Annotated in this window: 19 protein-coding genes and 1 tRNA gene; 2 read left to right on the top strand and 18 right to left on the bottom strand. The window is 61.3% G+C overall.

Going from position 1 to position 15,612, the window contains the following annotated elements; translation table 11 throughout:
• Positions 1-26 precede the first annotated feature (26 nt).
• From GKIL_RS24435 to GKIL_RS01820, 9 genes are all read right to left on the bottom strand, one after another.
• The gene (locus tag GKIL_RS24435) at positions 27-275 is read right to left on the bottom strand and encodes a hypothetical protein (RefSeq protein WP_023171655.1); all 249 of its coding nucleotides are present in this window, start codon (positions 273-275) and stop codon (positions 27-29) included.
• Positions 272-667, bottom strand: coding sequence for a hypothetical protein (locus tag GKIL_RS01860; protein ID WP_023171654.1), 396 nt, complete (start codon positions 665-667; stop codon positions 272-274). Before GKIL_RS01860 ends, GKIL_RS24435 begins: the two co-directional genes overlap by 4 nt.
• Positions 664-1,113, bottom strand: coding sequence for a hypothetical protein (locus GKIL_RS01855; RefSeq protein WP_023171652.1), 450 nt, complete (start codon positions 1,111-1,113; stop codon positions 664-666). Before GKIL_RS01855 ends, GKIL_RS01860 begins: the two co-directional genes overlap by 4 nt.
• Positions 1,085-3,220, bottom strand: coding sequence for an AAA family ATPase (locus GKIL_RS22095; RefSeq protein ID WP_144080292.1), 2,136 nt, complete (start codon positions 3,218-3,220; stop codon positions 1,085-1,087). Before GKIL_RS22095 ends, GKIL_RS01855 begins: the two co-directional genes overlap by 29 nt.
• Before the next feature lie 226 nt (positions 3,221-3,446).
• On the bottom strand, positions 3,447-3,725 hold the full coding sequence (locus GKIL_RS01845) for a hypothetical protein (protein WP_023171650.1): 279 nt from the start codon (positions 3,723-3,725) through the stop codon (positions 3,447-3,449).
• 667 nt (positions 3,726-4,392) lie between these two features.
• Complete coding sequence (locus tag GKIL_RS01840; RefSeq protein ID WP_223173799.1) at positions 4,393-5,499, bottom strand: tyrosine-type recombinase/integrase; 1,107 nt, start codon at positions 5,497-5,499, stop codon at positions 4,393-4,395.
• A 187-nt stretch (positions 5,500-5,686) separates the two neighbouring features.
• Positions 5,687-5,759 (bottom strand) — tRNA-Val (locus GKIL_RS01835).
• A complete protein-coding gene (locus GKIL_RS23200; protein WP_023171648.1) occupies positions 5,750-7,003 on the bottom strand; it encodes a bifunctional folylpolyglutamate synthase/dihydrofolate synthase in 1,254 nt (417 codons plus the stop codon). The genes GKIL_RS01835 and GKIL_RS23200 overlap by 10 nt, the downstream gene beginning before the upstream one ends.
• On the bottom strand, positions 7,004-7,510 hold the full coding sequence (locus tag GKIL_RS01820; RefSeq protein ID WP_023171647.1) for a hypothetical protein: 507 nt from the start codon (positions 7,508-7,510) through the stop codon (positions 7,004-7,006).
• A gap of 67 nt (positions 7,511-7,577) precedes the next feature.
• Here GKIL_RS01820 and GKIL_RS01815 point away from each other — a divergent pair, with 67 nt between their 5' ends.
• Complete coding sequence (locus tag GKIL_RS01815; RefSeq protein ID WP_023171646.1) at positions 7,578-8,666, top strand: ABC transporter ATP-binding protein; 1,089 nt, start codon at positions 7,578-7,580, stop codon at positions 8,664-8,666.
• On the opposite strand, the gene GKIL_RS01810 is transcribed toward GKIL_RS01815, so the two are convergent.
• The 7 genes from GKIL_RS01810 to GKIL_RS01780 all read right to left on the bottom strand — a co-directional run bounded on the left by GKIL_RS01810 (position 8,663) and on the right by GKIL_RS01780 (position 13,461).
• On the bottom strand, positions 8,663-9,523 hold the full coding sequence (locus GKIL_RS01810) for a dienelactone hydrolase family protein (protein ID WP_023171645.1): 861 nt from the start codon (positions 9,521-9,523) through the stop codon (positions 8,663-8,665). The genes GKIL_RS01815 and GKIL_RS01810 overlap by 4 nt on opposite strands.
• 54 nt (positions 9,524-9,577) lie before the next feature.
• On the bottom strand, positions 9,578-10,762 hold the full coding sequence (aroC, locus tag GKIL_RS01805) for a chorismate synthase (RefSeq protein WP_041244230.1): 1,185 nt from the start codon (positions 10,760-10,762) through the stop codon (positions 9,578-9,580).
• A 51-nt stretch (positions 10,763-10,813) separates the two neighbouring features.
• On the bottom strand, positions 10,814-11,239 hold the full coding sequence (locus tag GKIL_RS01800; protein WP_023171643.1) for a Zn-dependent protease: 426 nt from the start codon (positions 11,237-11,239) through the stop codon (positions 10,814-10,816).
• Entirely contained in the window at positions 11,239-11,778 is a 540-nt protein-coding gene (locus tag GKIL_RS01795) for a peroxiredoxin (RefSeq protein WP_023171641.1), read from the bottom strand. The genes GKIL_RS01800 and GKIL_RS01795 overlap by 1 nt, the downstream gene beginning before the upstream one ends.
• Positions 11,779-11,791: 13 nt before the next feature.
• Positions 11,792-12,148: a thioredoxin domain-containing protein gene (locus GKIL_RS01790; protein ID WP_023171640.1), complete on the bottom strand. Its 357-nt coding sequence runs from the start codon at positions 12,146-12,148 to the stop codon at positions 11,792-11,794.
• 66 nt (positions 12,149-12,214) lie between these two features.
• Positions 12,215-12,844 carry a hypothetical protein gene (locus GKIL_RS01785; RefSeq protein WP_023171639.1) on the bottom strand — a complete coding sequence of 210 codons (630 nt, stop codon included), beginning with the start codon at positions 12,842-12,844 and terminating at the stop codon, positions 12,215-12,217.
• A 125-nt stretch (positions 12,845-12,969) separates the two neighbouring features.
• Positions 12,970-13,461 (bottom strand): YajQ family cyclic di-GMP-binding protein, encoded by a 492-nt coding sequence (locus GKIL_RS01780; RefSeq protein WP_023171638.1) that lies wholly within the window; start codon positions 13,459-13,461, stop codon positions 12,970-12,972.
• 160 nt (positions 13,462-13,621) lie between these two features.
• On the opposite strand from GKIL_RS01780, the gene GKIL_RS01775 reads away from it, so the two are divergent.
• Positions 13,622-13,831 carry a hypothetical protein gene (locus GKIL_RS01775; protein WP_023171636.1) on the top strand — a complete coding sequence of 70 codons (210 nt, stop codon included), beginning with the start codon at positions 13,622-13,624 and terminating at the stop codon, positions 13,829-13,831.
• Here GKIL_RS01775 and hisG read toward each other — a convergent pair.
• Together hisG and GKIL_RS01765 are read right to left on the bottom strand one after the other, a co-directional pair.
• Positions 13,794-14,462 (bottom strand): ATP phosphoribosyltransferase, encoded by a 669-nt coding sequence (gene hisG, locus GKIL_RS01770; protein WP_023171635.1) that lies wholly within the window; start codon positions 14,460-14,462, stop codon positions 13,794-13,796. The genes GKIL_RS01775 and hisG overlap by 38 nt on opposite strands.
• Positions 14,459-15,580, bottom strand: a complete 1,122-nt coding sequence (locus GKIL_RS01765; RefSeq protein ID WP_023171634.1) for a GNAT family N-acetyltransferase — start codon at positions 15,578-15,580, stop codon at positions 14,459-14,461. Before GKIL_RS01765 ends, hisG begins: the two co-directional genes overlap by 4 nt.
• Positions 15,581-15,612: the final 32 nt, after the last annotated feature.

The raw sequence follows: 15,612 nt of genomic DNA, 5'->3' as shown, positions 1-15,612 counted from the left end.
CGAGGGCCGCCATTTTTGCCGCCAAATCACCGCCATTTGGTGACGGGCTTTCTAACTGGGGTGAGTGCAGGAGTAAGGTTAGTTGGTTTAAACCAGGTGCGAGAGCCACCCGTAGGGCTACTGGCAGAGTCCGGCAGTTCGACCAGGATGAGGTCTACCAGTCCCCGGAGGTTGTAGCGGTGGCCGACGACAGTGGCGACGATGCCACTAGGAGTAACCACCTCTTTGCGGGGTGGGAAGCGATCGTAAATGGGGTCAGGTTTGATGAGAGTCATGGGGTGTTCCTCAAGGTGACAGCACAGCGCCAGAGTTGCCGGGCCAGGGTAGCCAGCTGGTGGGCCTGGTCAAGATCGCCTCGACGATGAGCGCGCTTGCTGGTGGTGGAAGCCTGGCGGGCCTGACGCAGCAGGTAGCAGGTGAGCCACTCGCGATCTATGTCGGCAAGCGGCTGATGTCCCTGCAGGCAGTCCAGGGGGGACGCTACAGCGAAGGCGTGCAGGGAGCCATCTGATAGGCGCTCAACGACAATGAAGCCGCGTCCAGCCACCTCGGGCGCGGGAGCAGGCGGCTCGTCTGAGTGAGGTGAGGGTTTGATGAGGTGGCTGATGTTGGGAAAGGTGTCGAACAGTTGCCGGTCGGCCAGTTCAATGTCTGGGGTGGGGTTCATCTCGGTTCCTGCAGCTGGTGAAACACATGTTTGGCGAGGGTGCCGTCCGCCCGGCGCTCGCGCAGAACATCTGTGCAACGCTCGCAGCAGCGCTCGCAAGGGTAAGGGCGGCGAAGGAGGCGCATGAGTGTCGGGTTGGCCTGGAAATAGCGGCGATCGGCAAGTTCGATGGCTAGCTCGGCATCGAGGGCCGCCGGTTCGTCATTGTGGGATGGTGGCGGCGGTGGGCTGGCAGGTGGCCTGGGAGAATTGGCCGACTGTGGAACTTGAGAGTGCCGGCAGACCTGAAGAACGGCAAGCAACCGGGCGCAGTCTTTGCGGGTGTGTCGGCTCCTGTCGGCAGGTAGGCCCAAGCGGTGGATGATCTGCCGCACCTCAACGGGGTTGAGTCCCAAGTGCTGGATAACAGCTCGGATTTCAGCTTTGAGCTGCTGCTGGTTGTTCATGCTGCACCTCCAACACGTCGAACTGAGATAACGCGGCAAGTTCAATTGCGCCGCCCGGCCAGGGCTCACCAGTATCGTCCGCAATCAGGTGGACTTCCTCTAAGGTGACTCTGGCAATTCGCCAGATTCTGCCGGTGGCACGGTGTCGAAGGCAGGATCCCTCGCGCTGGGCAACTGCAGCTCGTTTATCTACTTGCTCGCACTCTGTAATTTGAGGGTGCGAGGTGCGGGTATTGATACGAAGGGACTCAATACCCGCACCTCGCACCCCTATTTCAGAAGGTGCGAGTGCAGGTGCGCGCCATTGAGCCGGAGTGGTAGCCCCACCTTGCCTCTCGATAAGTCCCGCGCTGAGGAGCTTACCCAGTTCTTTGCGAGCGTGATTATCAGCGACGTCAAGCGCCTCAGCAACCTGACGAGTAAAGAACCAGTGGCCAGGCCGCTCTTTGAGCAGTTCGAGCGCTTTACCTGCGAGGGTGCCCTGCTGCCCTTCGCCGTCGTCGTCATAGGGGTTGACGATCGCCACCCGGCCAACTGCCCCCAGCTCCTGAAGTGGTGCGGCAGGCGGTGCATGGCCGTCGTCGTCCTCGCGGGGCACCGGCGGTATCAGGAAGATGGGCTCGAACTCACGGACGCGAGTAACCCCAGGCCGCAACCAGAGAAACTGCCGACGAGGAGCGTCCTTCTCGCGCACCCGGTTGAGCAGCACCTCGATCTGGCAGTCAGACTCGAAGGCACCCGCGCCGCTCACCCGCCTACCACCTTTGTTGGTGTGGTTGATGAGCAAGATGGCGACGCCGTGCTGCTGGGCGAAGGCAACCAGCCAGCCCATGAACATCGATATATCCTTGTTCTTGTCCGGGTCGAGGCCGTCCTGCACCACTCGCCGGAAAGTGTCCAGGACGAGAACCGAGGCCCTTGATGCTCTCAGTAGATCTGCCAGAATTTCGCCGTCCATCGGCAGCCGCAGCCGCTTCGCTGGAAGCTTCTCCAGGATCGGCAGGCTGATCTGCTTGCGCTGCCGCCAGAAAGGATCGATCACGTCCAGCTGGCGTTGCATCCGGGCGTGATCGACATCCGCTGCCACGTAAAGGACGCGGGCCTGCCTGGTGGCGAGGCCGTAGAACGGCTCTCCCTTGGAAATGCAGGCGGCCAAATAGGTAGCGACGCAGGTCTTGAAGACTTTCGGCGGGCCGTTGAGGATCGTCACCGATCGAGCCAGAAGCACTCGCTCGACGATCGCTTCCTCGTGAGGCGGCGTGTACTCGCCAGTATCAAGGGCGTCGGCAAGGCTGAAGGCGGAAGCGGATGGCCTGCTTTGCTGCTCGCGCTCGGGGTGTTCCAGCGCAGCGACGATCAGCGCTGCCACTTCCGGGGCCGTCCGGCCAGAATCGAGCCAGTCGGACAGATCGCCCTTCGGCGGCAGGCCAGGCAGGTTGAGCGCGGCGACCGCCTGAGCGTGACCGGTGAGATCGGCCACGACCTGGCGGGCGTGTTGCTGGCCCGGCTCGTCGTTATCTGGCAGAATTACGACCTGTTTGCCTGCAAAGTACTTCACCCCCCAGCCAGCTCCCCACTTCCCGGCCCCCTGGGCGTTGCAGGTAGCAGCGACTTTCAGGCCGGTCTGCTCCGATAGGAGATCGATCAGGCCGGAGGCATAGGCGCGGTCTACGTCTTTCTCGCCTTCGACCACGACGACCAGATCAGCGGCGATCACCTCCGGCAAGCGGTAGGGGATACGATCGACACCGGCCATACCGTTCTGCCAGGTACCGCCAGCGTATCGCTGCTGGAAGAAGCCCTTTGGGTCTGTCCGGCAAACACGATAGGCGGGCTTGCCCTCAGTGTCCTCGTAGACGTGGGTGGCGACGACACGGCGGCTGTTGGCTGGCGCTCTGTGGCCATTTTGGCCAGTTGTCGGGGCGAAGATGCCCCCCATTCCTTGCTGAGCAGACTTGACCCAGCGCCAACCGTCTGGCGGCGAGGTCCGATACTGCTCACCGTGGATACAGGTGACGCTGCCGTCGCCCGCGAGCAGGCAGCGCCCGCGAGGCTCGATATCGGCGCAAATAGGACAGGGGCGATCGGGGCCAGAACGAAGAGTCACCGCACACCCCCCTCGAAGCCCTCAGCGGCGACGTAGGCAAGCCACCGGTCTACGGCGAGCGAGTTGGCGACAGTCCAGGGAAGATTCAGAAGCCGATCAAGATATGGCGGCAGTGGCGGCGCTGGGCGGTATCGAGGACGGCGGCGGATTGAAGGCGGCACGGTTATCATCTCTGTAGAGTTTTGAACTTCAAAGCCCGCCGGGTGACGAACCCGGCGGGCTTTTCTTAGGCACTGACTTTTCTCGGTCTTCCAACCGGGCGCTTTTGATTGCCGAGCAGGGCGCTGCGGTAGACCTCTATTGCCCGCTGGTGGGCTTCTGGGTCGTTTTGGTTGGCGATCCAGTCCCGAATCAAAGGCACGCAGTAGAGAATTGCTTTTCGGCTCAAAGCAACGTAGTGAATACCCGGAAGAAATTTCCCTTCCAGCCGAAATTGCTTTAGCTGGCGGTGTGGCAGGCCAATAGCGTCCGCTGCCCGTTCGCCGGGCAAGAAATCCGCGTTCAATTTGAGCCTCCTGGCTTAAACTCGCTTATCGCAGCTCTTATCTATTGATTTGAGCTTATTTTTCCCCTTCTATTCCGACTTTAAGGCAGATCCTGTCAGAAATCAACACTCAAATAGCTAAATATTGAAGAAGTTACTAATTGGCTCACGATATCGCGCGCTAGGGCATTGTCTACAAAGCAGTATCAACTCAAAGAATCGGGTCAATTATTTGCCCTGAGCAGGTTCTAGAAAAACTAAAATATCGCTGCCTTCCTAAATTCTGCTTAAAAACTACTTCGAGTTTTGCGCAATTGAATCGCTAAAAACCTTTCTCAGTGGTAGTTTCGTAGAAGCAATAAATCCAATACGTTACTTAAATGTTGCCTATTTTTGGCCTATTCGGACTGAGAAGAGTAATGCGCCGCTTTTTACTCTGCAAGCTGAGATCCTTGCACCTGCTTGATTTGAGGCTTTTGCGCCTCGGGTGTTTGAACTGCAAAATAGCAAAGTGACGGACTGCCAGTCCGTCACTTTCTTGCTTCCTTTCTCTAAAGAAAAACTGCTCAAACCCTTACGCCTGTTCAATTTGAGACATTTTGCCCTTTGGGCACTTGAACAGCAGAATGGCTAAATGAGGGTCTACTAGACCCTTGCCTTACCACTTATTGAAAAGCTGCTGAGACCCTTACAGCTCCGGCAGTCGGGGACGGCTGTTCACGTTCGCCGCGTAGAAGGTGTAGAGCGTCCGGACGTTGTGGCCGGTGAGAGCAGCCACATCGAGCGGACTCATGCCCATATCAAGAGCGTTGCTCACCAGGCTATGGCGGCAGTTGTAGGGCCGACGTGGGTCAATGCCCAGGCTACCCAGGACGGTCATCCAGGCGCGGCGGTGGAAGTTGTTCGCGTCGATGGGACCGCCACCTGGAGCCGGGAAGACCAGCGCTTCGGGCTCGACACCGGCCCCTTTGCGCAAAAGAAGTATCGCCTGCAGAGCAGCGGTCATCGGTAGAACGCGGGCCTTGCCCGTCTTGGTGGCTTTGCGCACTCCCTTGCTTACCGATTCGCCGATCCACGCCCAGCTGCAATCGGCAGCGACGTGCTTCCACTGCAAGCCGACCGCTTCACCAGTCCGCACGCCGGTCGCGAGCAAGAAGCGAACGTAGTCGGTGTAGTGCGCATAGTAAGAAGAAGCCGTGAAGCCCTCCACAATCCGGGCCATCTCTTCTTTGCTAAAGGGGCGCGGGCGCTGCTTGGGAGGTACCTTCACCCGGCCCGGCAGTTCTGCCCAGACATTGACCTGCACAATGCCTCGAATTGGTTCCATCGCCCACTTCCAGGCAGATTTAATAAGCCAAAGCTTCTCGCGAGCAGTACGTGGAGCGACCCCGGCCTGTTCTACAAGCCACTGGGCAAAGTTTTCTGCACTCGCCTGGTCGATGTCTGCTGCTGGCTTCTCGCCAAAGAACCGGACGAGCAAGCTACGGATAGCGAGGTAGTTCTCGATGGTGCGCGGGTCAAGGAACTTTGCTTTGTACGCGGTGAAGCGATCGAATAGTTCGACTGCCAAAACGATTTTGGTACGCTTTGCCGTACCAGTGGCTGTGGGCGCACGGTATTTAGAAAGGGTGGCATCGAAGTTGCCCGTGGCAATGTCGCCCTCTATCTGCCCGGCTTTCACCTGGGCCATTTTGCGATTGACCACACCGTCAGGCAGTCCTAGAGCCATTGCATAGCGCTTGCCGCCCGCCTGCCAACGCAGCCTGAGCCGACCTTCCACAGCTTCGATAACCACGCTTCCTTTCCCAGCTTTGCGCATCGTGGAAGTCAATTCCGTACCAATTCCATACCAATAATACGCTTTAATCCGTTCAAATACGTCTCAATATGCATCAATCTGAGGACGGATGTTCCGCGATAGACTACAGTACTAATATTCCCTCAAACAATAAAACCTGCTTCACAGGCAGGTTTGAGGTTCATGGGCAATGAGGGACTCGAACCCCCGGCATCCTCGGTGTAAACGAGGCGCTCTACCAACTGAGCTAATTGCCCGCTCGCCCCTCGATATTACCACTGGCATCGGGCCAGCTGTGCCGGGCAAGAAGAACGCGCTCGGGCGGATACCAGCGGGAACGGAGTTGACCTACCAGATAAAGCGATCCGGTCGCCAGCACGATCTGCTCCGGCTGGCGCAGGTGCAGGGCAAGAGCAAGGGCCGCGTCCGGGGAAGGGGCCCTGTAGACAGTATCGAAAAGACCGCGCGCTTCGTATTCCAGCTGAGCCGGGTCGGCGGACAATTTACCCTGGACGGTAACGGGAGCGAGAACCAACTGGCGGGCCAGGCGCGAGAGGATCTTGAGCATCGGGCGGACAGGTTTACCGGCGAGGCTACCGAAGAGGGCAACGGTGGGGCGGCCCCGCAGTTGACGGGCCAGGTAGGCGAGTTTTTCGCTGTTGTGGGCGGCGTCGAGCCAGACCAGCGCCCGCAGGCCCATCGGCTCCAGACGGCCAGGCAGCCTGCCCGCTTCGGGCGGGATGACTGGAATCGCTCCGGAGTGAAGGGCTGCAAACAGCGCCTGGGCCAGCAGTCGGTTATCCGGTGCAACCTGCTGGATAGTGGCTCCCCAACGCTGGGCCTCCTGCTCGATCACCGCGAGGGGCAGGCCGTGGGCAGCGGTGATGACTGGGGCAGCGCTTTTGATCAGTCCGGCCTTGTGCCAGGCGATGTCCTTGAGGGCCGGACCCAGCAGGGCCAGGTGATCGAGGCCGACGCCCGTGATGGCAACCGCCTGGGCAGTCAGGGCGTTTACCGGATCGAAGCGGCCACCGCTACCGACCTCGAAGATGCCGACCTCGACACCGGCGCGGCGCATCGCCTCGGCAGCGAGAACCAGGGAGACCGCTCCGCTGCGCTTACGGAGGCTGCCCGGTTCGCGCCAGCCATCTAGTTCAGGCCAGATCCAATCGACCAGTTCGGCAAAGGTTTCGCCTCGGATATAAAGGCCGTCGATCTGGATTTTCTCGGTGGCGACCTGCAGGTAAGGGGAAGTGTGCAGGCCCACCCGCACGCCTGCTGCCTGCAGGTAAGCGGCGAGCAGGGCGGCGACGGAACCCTTGCCGCTGGTGCCCCCCACCAGTACGCAGCGAAAGGCCCGATCGGGAGCGCCCAGCCGGTCGAGCAGAGCCCGCGTCGCCGTCACCAGTTCGGCCCCACCTTCGATCGCCGGTCGAATCGGGCCAGGACGGCAGAGCAGTGATTCGAGGCGGCGGTTCGCCTGCTCGTAGAGGGCACTCAACTATCTTTCTCCGGTACTGCGGCTGATGGCCAGATCCGACTCCCAGTAGCCAAAGCAGCCGTGCTGGCTCGCCACCGCCAGAAAGTGCCTCTCACAGCGCAGGGTCAATTCTGTCCAGAAGTGCTTGAGTTCTTCTTCGCGGACGATAAGCGGAAAAAGCCCCTCCCCCAGCACCACCTGCAGGTAGGTGTCCTCGCTGACGAGATCTTCAAAGCGCACCAGCCCGCCGTAGCCCTGCTGATCGATGTCGAGGGCGAGCTGGCGACCGTGAGCCTCGAATTCTGGGGTGATGAGCAGGCCCACCGCAGGCGGCAGGGCGTCGAGCAGATGCACCCGCTCGGCGGCGGAGCGCAGGGCTTCAGCCTGCTCGCCGGTGTAGTAGACGATCTCGCTCCAGAGCAGCGTCCCCTCGCGCCAGCGCGCCTTGGCAGGCAGGGCGATCGACTCGCCGCCGTCGCGTCGGGAGCGCAACTCGAACTGCAGCTTCTGGGTAGCAGAAAAGTGCATGGCAGGCGGTTGCTCGGCTACGTCTATCCTGAATGAAACGGACGAACATTTCCACGGGGCAAGAGCGGTGGGACAGGTCAAACTCGTCGCCGTCGGCAAAAACTACGTCCAGTACCGGGCGCTGCAGCAGATCGATCTGGCGATCGCAGCGGGAGAACTGCTGGTTCTGGTCGGTCCGTCGGGCTGCGGCAAATCGACCTTGCTGCGCTCGATCGCCGGCCTGGAGACGATCGACGAGGGTGAAATCTACATTGGCGGGCAGCTGGTGGCGAGTGCGGAGCGGTTCGTGACTGCTCGCGAGCGGGATGTGGCGATGGTCTTTCAAAACTACGCGCTCTACCCGCATATGAGCGTCGCCGACAACCTCGCCTTCGGTCTGCGGATGCGCGGCACCCCAGCCAGAGAACGGCAGATCAAAGTCCAGCAGATGGCAGAGCTTCTGGGGCTGGAGGCGCTCCTCAGCCGCAAGCCCGCCCAACTCTCGGGCGGCCAGCAGCAGCGGGTGGCCGTAGGGCGGGCGCTGGTGAGAGATCCCCAGGTGTTTTTGCTCGACGAACCGCTCTCCAACCTCGACACCGAACTGCGCAACCAGACGCGCAGCGAACTGAAGCGGCTCCATCAGCGCCTGGGCACGACGATGATCTACGTCACCCACGACCAGGTCGAGGCGATGACCCTGGCGGATCGGATCGTCGTGATGGCGAAGGGCCGCCTGCAGCAGGTGGGCACACCCGATGACATCTACTGCGATCCGGCAAACGTCATGGTCGCCCAGTTTCTCGGCCATCCGCCGATGAACCTGCTGCCGATTCGACGGCTGGAGGCGGACTGGTACTGGCAGGATACGTGCCTGGAGCCGGATGGCCCTCTGCGCACGGCTTTAGAACGCTTCCCAGGACAGGACGCCTGGCTCGGGGTGCGGCCAGAAGCGATCGTCGCCGGAGAGCCACCGGGCGGACCCGAGGGAGTGTTCAAAGTCGAACTCATCGAACCGCTCGGCAACGAGACGGTGGTCCAGGGCACCCTTGGGGATACCTCCGCGAGCCTGCGCACCCCCGGCAACGTGCGCTGGCAGGTGGGCGACAGCCTACCGGTCAGCCTCGATCTGACTTCGGCGGTCGCCTTTGACCCCCAGACGGGAGCGCGCCTGCGCTAGGCCACCCCGTACTTCTTGAACCAGGCCAGTAGCTTCTGCTGGGCATCTTTGGCGGCTTCGGGGTTGTAGCTGGGCCGGTAGTCGGCGTTGAAGCCGTGCTCAGCCTGGCTGTAGACGACAATCTCAGACGGGTTGCCCGCCTCCTTGAGCACCCTGCGCATCTGCTCGATCGAAGCGAGGGGAATGCCCTGGTCCTTGCCGCCGTAGAGGCCCAGCACCGGCACCTTGAGCTTGGAAGCAATATCGATCGGATTTTCGGGATGGTTGGGATCGGTATCGCCCACCAGCCGCCCATACCAGGCACCGGCGGCCTTTACTTTTGGATTGTGAGCGGCGTAGAGCCATACGATTCTGCCGCCCCAACAAAAACCGGTGACGGCGAGCTTGTCGGTGTTGGCCTTGCCCGCCAGATAGGCCACCGTCGCATCGAGGTCTAAGAGCACCTGCTCGTCCGGCGTCTTGCTCACCACTTTGGTCACGATATCCTGGATGCTCGTGAGCTTTTTGACATCGCCCTGGCGGGCGTAGAGGTCCGGGGCAATCGCGTAATAACCGAGCTTGGCGTAGCGGCGGCAGAGATCTTGAATGTGCTCGTGGACGCCGAAGATCTCGTGGACGATGAGCACCACCGGCAGATTGTTGCCGCCGTTCACAGGAAGTGCCCGGTAGGCCGGGATCTCGCCCCCTTTGACTGGAATTTTGACTTCACCGGCTACCAGCCCCGTCGTATCGGTGGTGATCGTCGCCGCACCCACCGGCAGGACCGCCAGGGCAAATCCGGCGGCAATGCTCGTCACCACGAACGAGCGCCGGTTGAAGTCCGTCTTTGGCAGCACACTGCGTATCTGGGAATCCATGCTCTCTCCAGCCCGTCGTATGGGGGCATCCTACCAGAAGCAGGCTGGCTGACTCTACGATGGGGAGCGCCCGGCGTGGCGGAGCATCTCCCCCAGCGAGTCGCCGCCAAATTTGCGCTGCAGTTCTTGAGCGAGCACGATCGCCGCCATCGCTTCGCAGATCACGCCACCGGCGGCCACCGCACAGGTGTCGGAGCGCTCGTAGTGGGCCTCGAAGCTCTCGCCGCTCACCAGATCGACGGACTTGAGCGGCTTGCGCATCGTCGGCAAAGGTTTGAGGTAGGCGCGCAACAGCACCGGCTGGCCGTTGGTCATGCCGCCCTCGATCCCTCCGGCGTGGTTGCTGGTGCGGGCAATCTCCCCATCCACGCTCACAAATTCGTCCTGCACCTCCGCGCCAATCGTGCGGGCAGCAGCGGTGCCGATGCCCACCTCGACCGCCTTGACGGTGTGAACCGACATCAGCACCCCGGCAAGCAGGCCATCGATCCGCCGGTCGTAGTGGGTGTGGGAGCCAAGACCCACCGGAATGTCGCCGTAGGCGACCACCTCGACGACGCCCCCCAGGGTGTAGCTGCCTTTGGCCGCCTCGACGATCCGCTCGCGCAGCCGCTCATAAAGAGCCGGGTGGCAGCGCAGGTCGTTCTGCTCGACCTGCTCAAAAAGCGCCTTCCACTCAGCAAAATCGGGCAATTCTGGCCGCAGCGGTGCGTCGCCCCCCACACCGCCAATCTCGACGACCTGGGAGTGGACGTGGATGTTGAACTGGCGCAACAGTTGCTTGGCAATCGCCCCGGCGGCGACGCGGGAAGTCGTCTCGCGGGCGCTGGAGCGCTCGAGAATGTTGCGCACGTCGGTGAGCCCGTACTTGATCGCACCGGGATAGTCGGCGTGGCCGGGGCGGAGGCGGGTGATTTTTTTGGCCTCCAGTTGGGCTGCCACCTCCGGGTCGTCCAGATCCACCGGTGCCACCGACATCGGAACTTGCCAGTTTATAAAGTCGCGGTTTTCGAGGGTAAGGGCGATGGGCGAGCCCATCGTCCGGCCCAGGCGCACCCCGCCTCGAATCGTGGCCCGGTCGGTCTCGATGCTCATCCGGCCACCGCGCCCAAAACCAACCTGGCGGCGGGCCAGATCCCGGTCGATGTCGGCGGCTAAAAGCGGCACATCGGCGGGCATTCCTTCGACGATGATCGTGAGCCCCGGCCCGTGGGATTCACCGGCGGTCAAAAAGCGCAGCATGCCTGGTCCTTCTCGAGTGCGTCCTTTAACGATAGCGGAGGCCGGCTGCTAGCTCTCGAAGAGCCAGTTGCGCACCTTGAGCATCGCCTTCCAGTCCGGACGGCGCACCAGACCTTCCTCGCAATTTTTGCGCACTTCTTTGCCCTGCTCGCCGTCGATCTGAACGATCTGCTGGGCGCGCTCGATCGCCTCGCGCACGCCCTTCTGGCCCGTTTCAAGCAGTGCCAGGGCGAGATTGACGTGGGACTGGGCGTCGGCGGGGGCAAGTTTGACCGCCTGTTTGGCCGCCTTGAGCGCCTTCGGTGCGTCGGCTGCCAGTAGATAGAGCCAGGCCAGGCAGGTGAGGGCCGGGCCATTCTTGGGCTGCTTTTGGGCAATGTCAAGAAATAGCGGCAACAGCGTCGCCGGGCTCTCGCCCGCCTCGTAGCGACGGATGCCCTCGTCGAAGCGTTCCTGGAGGGGCGTCGTGCTCATCAGCGCGCCTTTGCCTCCACCTGGGCCTGCTTGAGGGCAGCGAGCACCTCCTCGCTGTGGCCGGTCGGATCGACGCCGGTAAAAACTTTCGCAATCCGGCCTGTCGGGTCGATGAGGTAAGTGTTGCGGGAGGCTCTGCCCACATCGCCTGTGCCGTACCAGGAGTCGTAGGCTCTCGCTGTCTTACCGCCGACATCGGAGGCGAGCGGGAAGGTGAGACCTTCTTTTTTGCTGAACAGGCTATGGGAGTCGAGGGCGTCGGCGCTCACCCCAAGCACTTCCGTGTTCAGTTGTTTGTACTGGCTCAGATCCCGCTGGAAGCGCTGCGCCTCGATCGTGCAGCCTCTGGTCATGTCCTTCGGATAAAAGTAGAGCACCAGCCACCGGCCCCGAAAGTCCTTGAGCGAAACGCTCTTGTCCGCCGCCACCGGCAGGACAAAATCGGGAGCGGGCTGGCCGGGCTCGGGAGCGGCCAGAAGGGGTGTCAGGGGACTGAGGGCAAGGGCGAGGGCCAGAGATAGAAAGCGCTTTTTGTACATCGAGTCAGGTTTCCTAGCTACTTTGGAGAACTTTTTTGAACTGCGCCTCAAGGACCGCCTGGGGAATCTCGCCGCTGTCGCGGAAGACTTCTTTGCCCTGGCCGTCGAGCAGCACAAACGTTGCCGTCCCCACCACCCGGTACTGGCGCAACAAAGCGGCGTTGGCCGGATCGTCCACATCGACGATGCGAACGGCTACCTGCTTGCCCCAGCGCTGCTTCAAAGCCGCCATCGTCGGTTCCATGTGTCGGCAGACAGGACACCAGGATGCCCAAAATTCCAGTAACTGGGGCTGGGCACCCGCCGCCTGGGCCACCTCCGGCCAGAGCGCTGCCAGCGCCAGAGCCGCCAGCAATCTGCGTCGCTGCACAAGCCACCTGCAAAAGTTCCGTCTATTAAGATACATTGCAGGCAGGACAAGCGCCAGCGGCGGGCATCAAGCCGGCACTTCCAGCAGTTCCGTCAGGTAGGCCACCAGTTCCTGCCAGCTCGCTACGGCGCTGGCCGGGGCAGGGGGCAGCTCGCCACCGGCCACCACGTAGCCCAAAAGCAGCGTCTCAAACAAAACCCGCTGTCTCCTCCCGAGAGCCGATTCGGCGGCTGTCAGCAGCTGCGAGCGCTGCTGGGGCGATAGTTGGGCGATGAACTGCTCGCGCACGCAGCCTGCCAGCGAAAAGGGCCGCACCGCCAGCGATTCGCTCCAGCGCTCGCCCTGCTTACCCACCGGCAAATCGACCGGGCGCGTCCGGGGAGTGAGCGCCGGGCGGCTCTGGGGCTTTGGTCCTGGTCGGTTGGATTTCATCTGGATCTCGGCGTAGATCTGATCGAGTTCGCTGCTTTGAGGCGGCTCGTGCAGCTTTTCCTGGATCTGAGCGTAAATTTGATCGAGTTCATCGACTGGCTGGACAGCTACCTCAGGCGCAGGCTCCCCGCCTTCTGGGGGGATCGGCGCTGGATTTGCGGGCTTCTGTCCGCGCTGCTGTCTGAGTTTTTGTTGAATCTCGACGTAGATTTTATCCAGTTCGTTCGCAGACTCGGGGGGGAGCTTATCCGTATCGGAGGCCATAACTTACAAAGAACGACAGCGATGGAATGGGGTGCTTGAACAGTCGGAAAGGTGCTATCGGTCTATCCTACACCCATCCGTCGATCGTCGTTTATGACTCGCAACATCCCTGGCTGTCGGCGGCACTAACGGTAATTGACGAACTGCAGAGCGACCGGATAGTCCTGATTTTTCAGCAACTGGATCACCGCCTGCAATTCGTCGCGGCTCTTGCTGGTAACGCGCACGCTCTCTCCTTGAATCTGGACTGTTGTCTTGCTTTCGTCGCGAACGAGTTTGGCAATTTTTTTGGCCAGTTCTTGATTGAGCCCCCGCTGCAGTCGAATCACCTGCCGCACCCGGTTGCCGGCAGCTGTCTCGATTTTCTCAGGTGCGAAGATCTTAAGAGACAGATTGCGTTTGGCAGCCTTCGTGCGCAAAATGTCAAAGATTGCCTCCAGGCTCAGTTCGCTGGCGGCATCGATCACGATTTGCTCTTCGTCGAGGCGCACCTCCGAGCGCGTGTCCTTGAGGTCGTAGCGGCTTTTGACCTCGCGCAGGGTCTGATCGACCGCGTTGAGCAACTCCTGACGGTCAAAATCGGAGACGATATCGAAGGAATAGGTCTGAGCAGCCATAGCGGTCCAAAAATTCTCGCTCTATTATCCTGAGAAAACGGGACCGTGAGCGCCTCAGCACTGCAGAGAATAAAGTTTTCTAAATATTTATAAAGATCAAAGGTCGATTGGCTGGATGAATTTTACAAGTTAAGGATAGAAGTTTTCTTGACCAGAGTTTATGCGTTCCGCCTCCGACACTCCTACCTCCAGCACCGACGAGACCTTCACCTGGGACAACGATCGCTTCGAGGCAGTGGTCGAACAGCACACCGGTGCGGTGGTGGGCCTGATCGATCGGCTCATCTGCTTCGGGCTGTTGCTTTTTGGCCTGGCGAGCCTGCCGGGGATCGTCATGATGTTCTGGATGCACCTGAGCCGGTCGCACTGAGCGATTGGATCTGCTGCAACAGCGGGTGCAGGCCGTTGCGTCCCAGCCGATAGCTGAGGGGATGGGCGATCAGGCGGGCGGTACTGTCGTAGATCGTGGCGATTTCGACCAGGCCATTTTCGCGCAGGGTCCGGCCACTGGAGACCAGATCGACGATCGCCTCGGCCATACCGGTAAGCGGAGCGAGTTCGACGGAGCCATAAAGAGAAATCAGCTCGACGGGCAGTTGCAGCTCATCGAAGTAAAGCCGGGCGCAGGTGACGAACTTGGAGGCAACCCGGCAGTGGGCGGGCAAATCCTGCACCTGGCGGTAGGGGCTGTCGCCCTTGACGGCCACCGACATGCGGCAGTAGCCAAAACCTAGGTCGGCCACCTGGGCCACCGGCAGCTGTTTTTCTTGCAAGACGTCGAAGCCGACCACCCCCACCTGCGCCTGGCCGTAAGCGACGTAGACCGGCACGTCCTGGGCGCGCACCAGTAGCCCTTCGTAGCGGCCCGAGCGGTCGCTCAGGCGCAGCAGGCGGTTGGAAGATTCTAAAAAAGCGCCAAAGTCGATGCCCAGCTGCTGCAGGCGCAGGACCGTTTCTTTGAGCAGAGCACCTTTGGGCAGCGCAATCGTAACTGCTGTCATTGCCAGCCCGTGTTGGCAGGCGGCTCCTGCTCGCGGTTGGACTCCGAGCGGCGAAACGGCTCCGGCATCGGCTTGCCGAGCGAGAATCCCGGCAGCATCTCCGATAGCTGCAGCCCTTCTAAGAGATTACGCGACTCGCGCTGCTTGCGCCACATCGAGCGCGACATCAGTAACTTGCGCTCGACTTCTTCGGCACCGATCGAGCGCAGGAATTCTTCGCGCTCGGGCTGGTAGTCGGTGGAGACGACGTGCAGCGCCTGGGCCGGGTAGTGCTGGGCGATCGTGGCGATCTGAATGGCGAGCTGCGGATACAGCCAGGTGTAGGCCGGGTGGACCAGCAGGTTGGCCCGGTGCGGCTGCAGGCCCGTCGTCGAGAGCGTCAGCTCAAAGCTGCCGATCGCCGCCTTGCGCTGGGACTCGAAGACGAACTGGGCCACCCGCGCTGTCTGGGTAAACGAACCGACCACCGCCTCGAAGGAACGGGTCACGAGGCTGCGATGAAAGTCGCTCGGATGGCGGTCGTAGAGATGCCGCACGATGGGGGGCATCGTCGCCGATTCAAGCTGACACATCAAGGCGGCATCGGCGTTACTTACGGGCTTGAAAAAGTTGAGGGGCGGCTTTTCACAGCCCGCCAGCTCCGCCAGAATCGCCGGCGACAGTTGCCAGTAACACAGCTGCGCCAGCGACTGAAAGCCATTCTGGCGATAGAGGGCGAGGGCAGAGCGGTTGTGGATGTTGACTTCGACCATCCAGTTGCGCGCCTCGCGCCGATAGTACTCGAAGATGTGGCTGAGCAACTGGGTACCGACGCCCTGGCCGCGCATCTCGCCCACGACGGCGATATGCTCGACCTGCCAGGCGGTGCGCTCGGCGTTGCGGGGCCGCACCTGCACCAGGCCCACCACCTGACCGTCGAGCTGGGCGACGTGCAGGCAGAAGACATGCTGCATTGGATTATGAAACAGCCCCAGAAGCTTTACCGGACCGTAGAGGCGATGAATGCCTCTAAGCGGCTGCAACATACCCTGATCGACAAAGCTCAGACATTCGGCGGTCTCGTCGTAGAGCTTGCGCACCGAGTCGAGGTCGCGATATTGAACGGGCCGGATCAGCATGGCTTAAAGTGAACGCACGCTTCTATCCTAGC

This window comes from Gloeobacter kilaueensis JS1, assembly GCF_000484535.1.
In the GTDB taxonomy this organism is placed as follows: Bacteria; Cyanobacteriota; Cyanobacteriia; order Gloeobacterales; family Gloeobacteraceae; genus Gloeobacter; species Gloeobacter kilaueensis.
The sequence above is the reverse complement of the archived record's forward strand: the minus strand, read 5'-3'. Positions and strand labels throughout refer to the sequence as shown.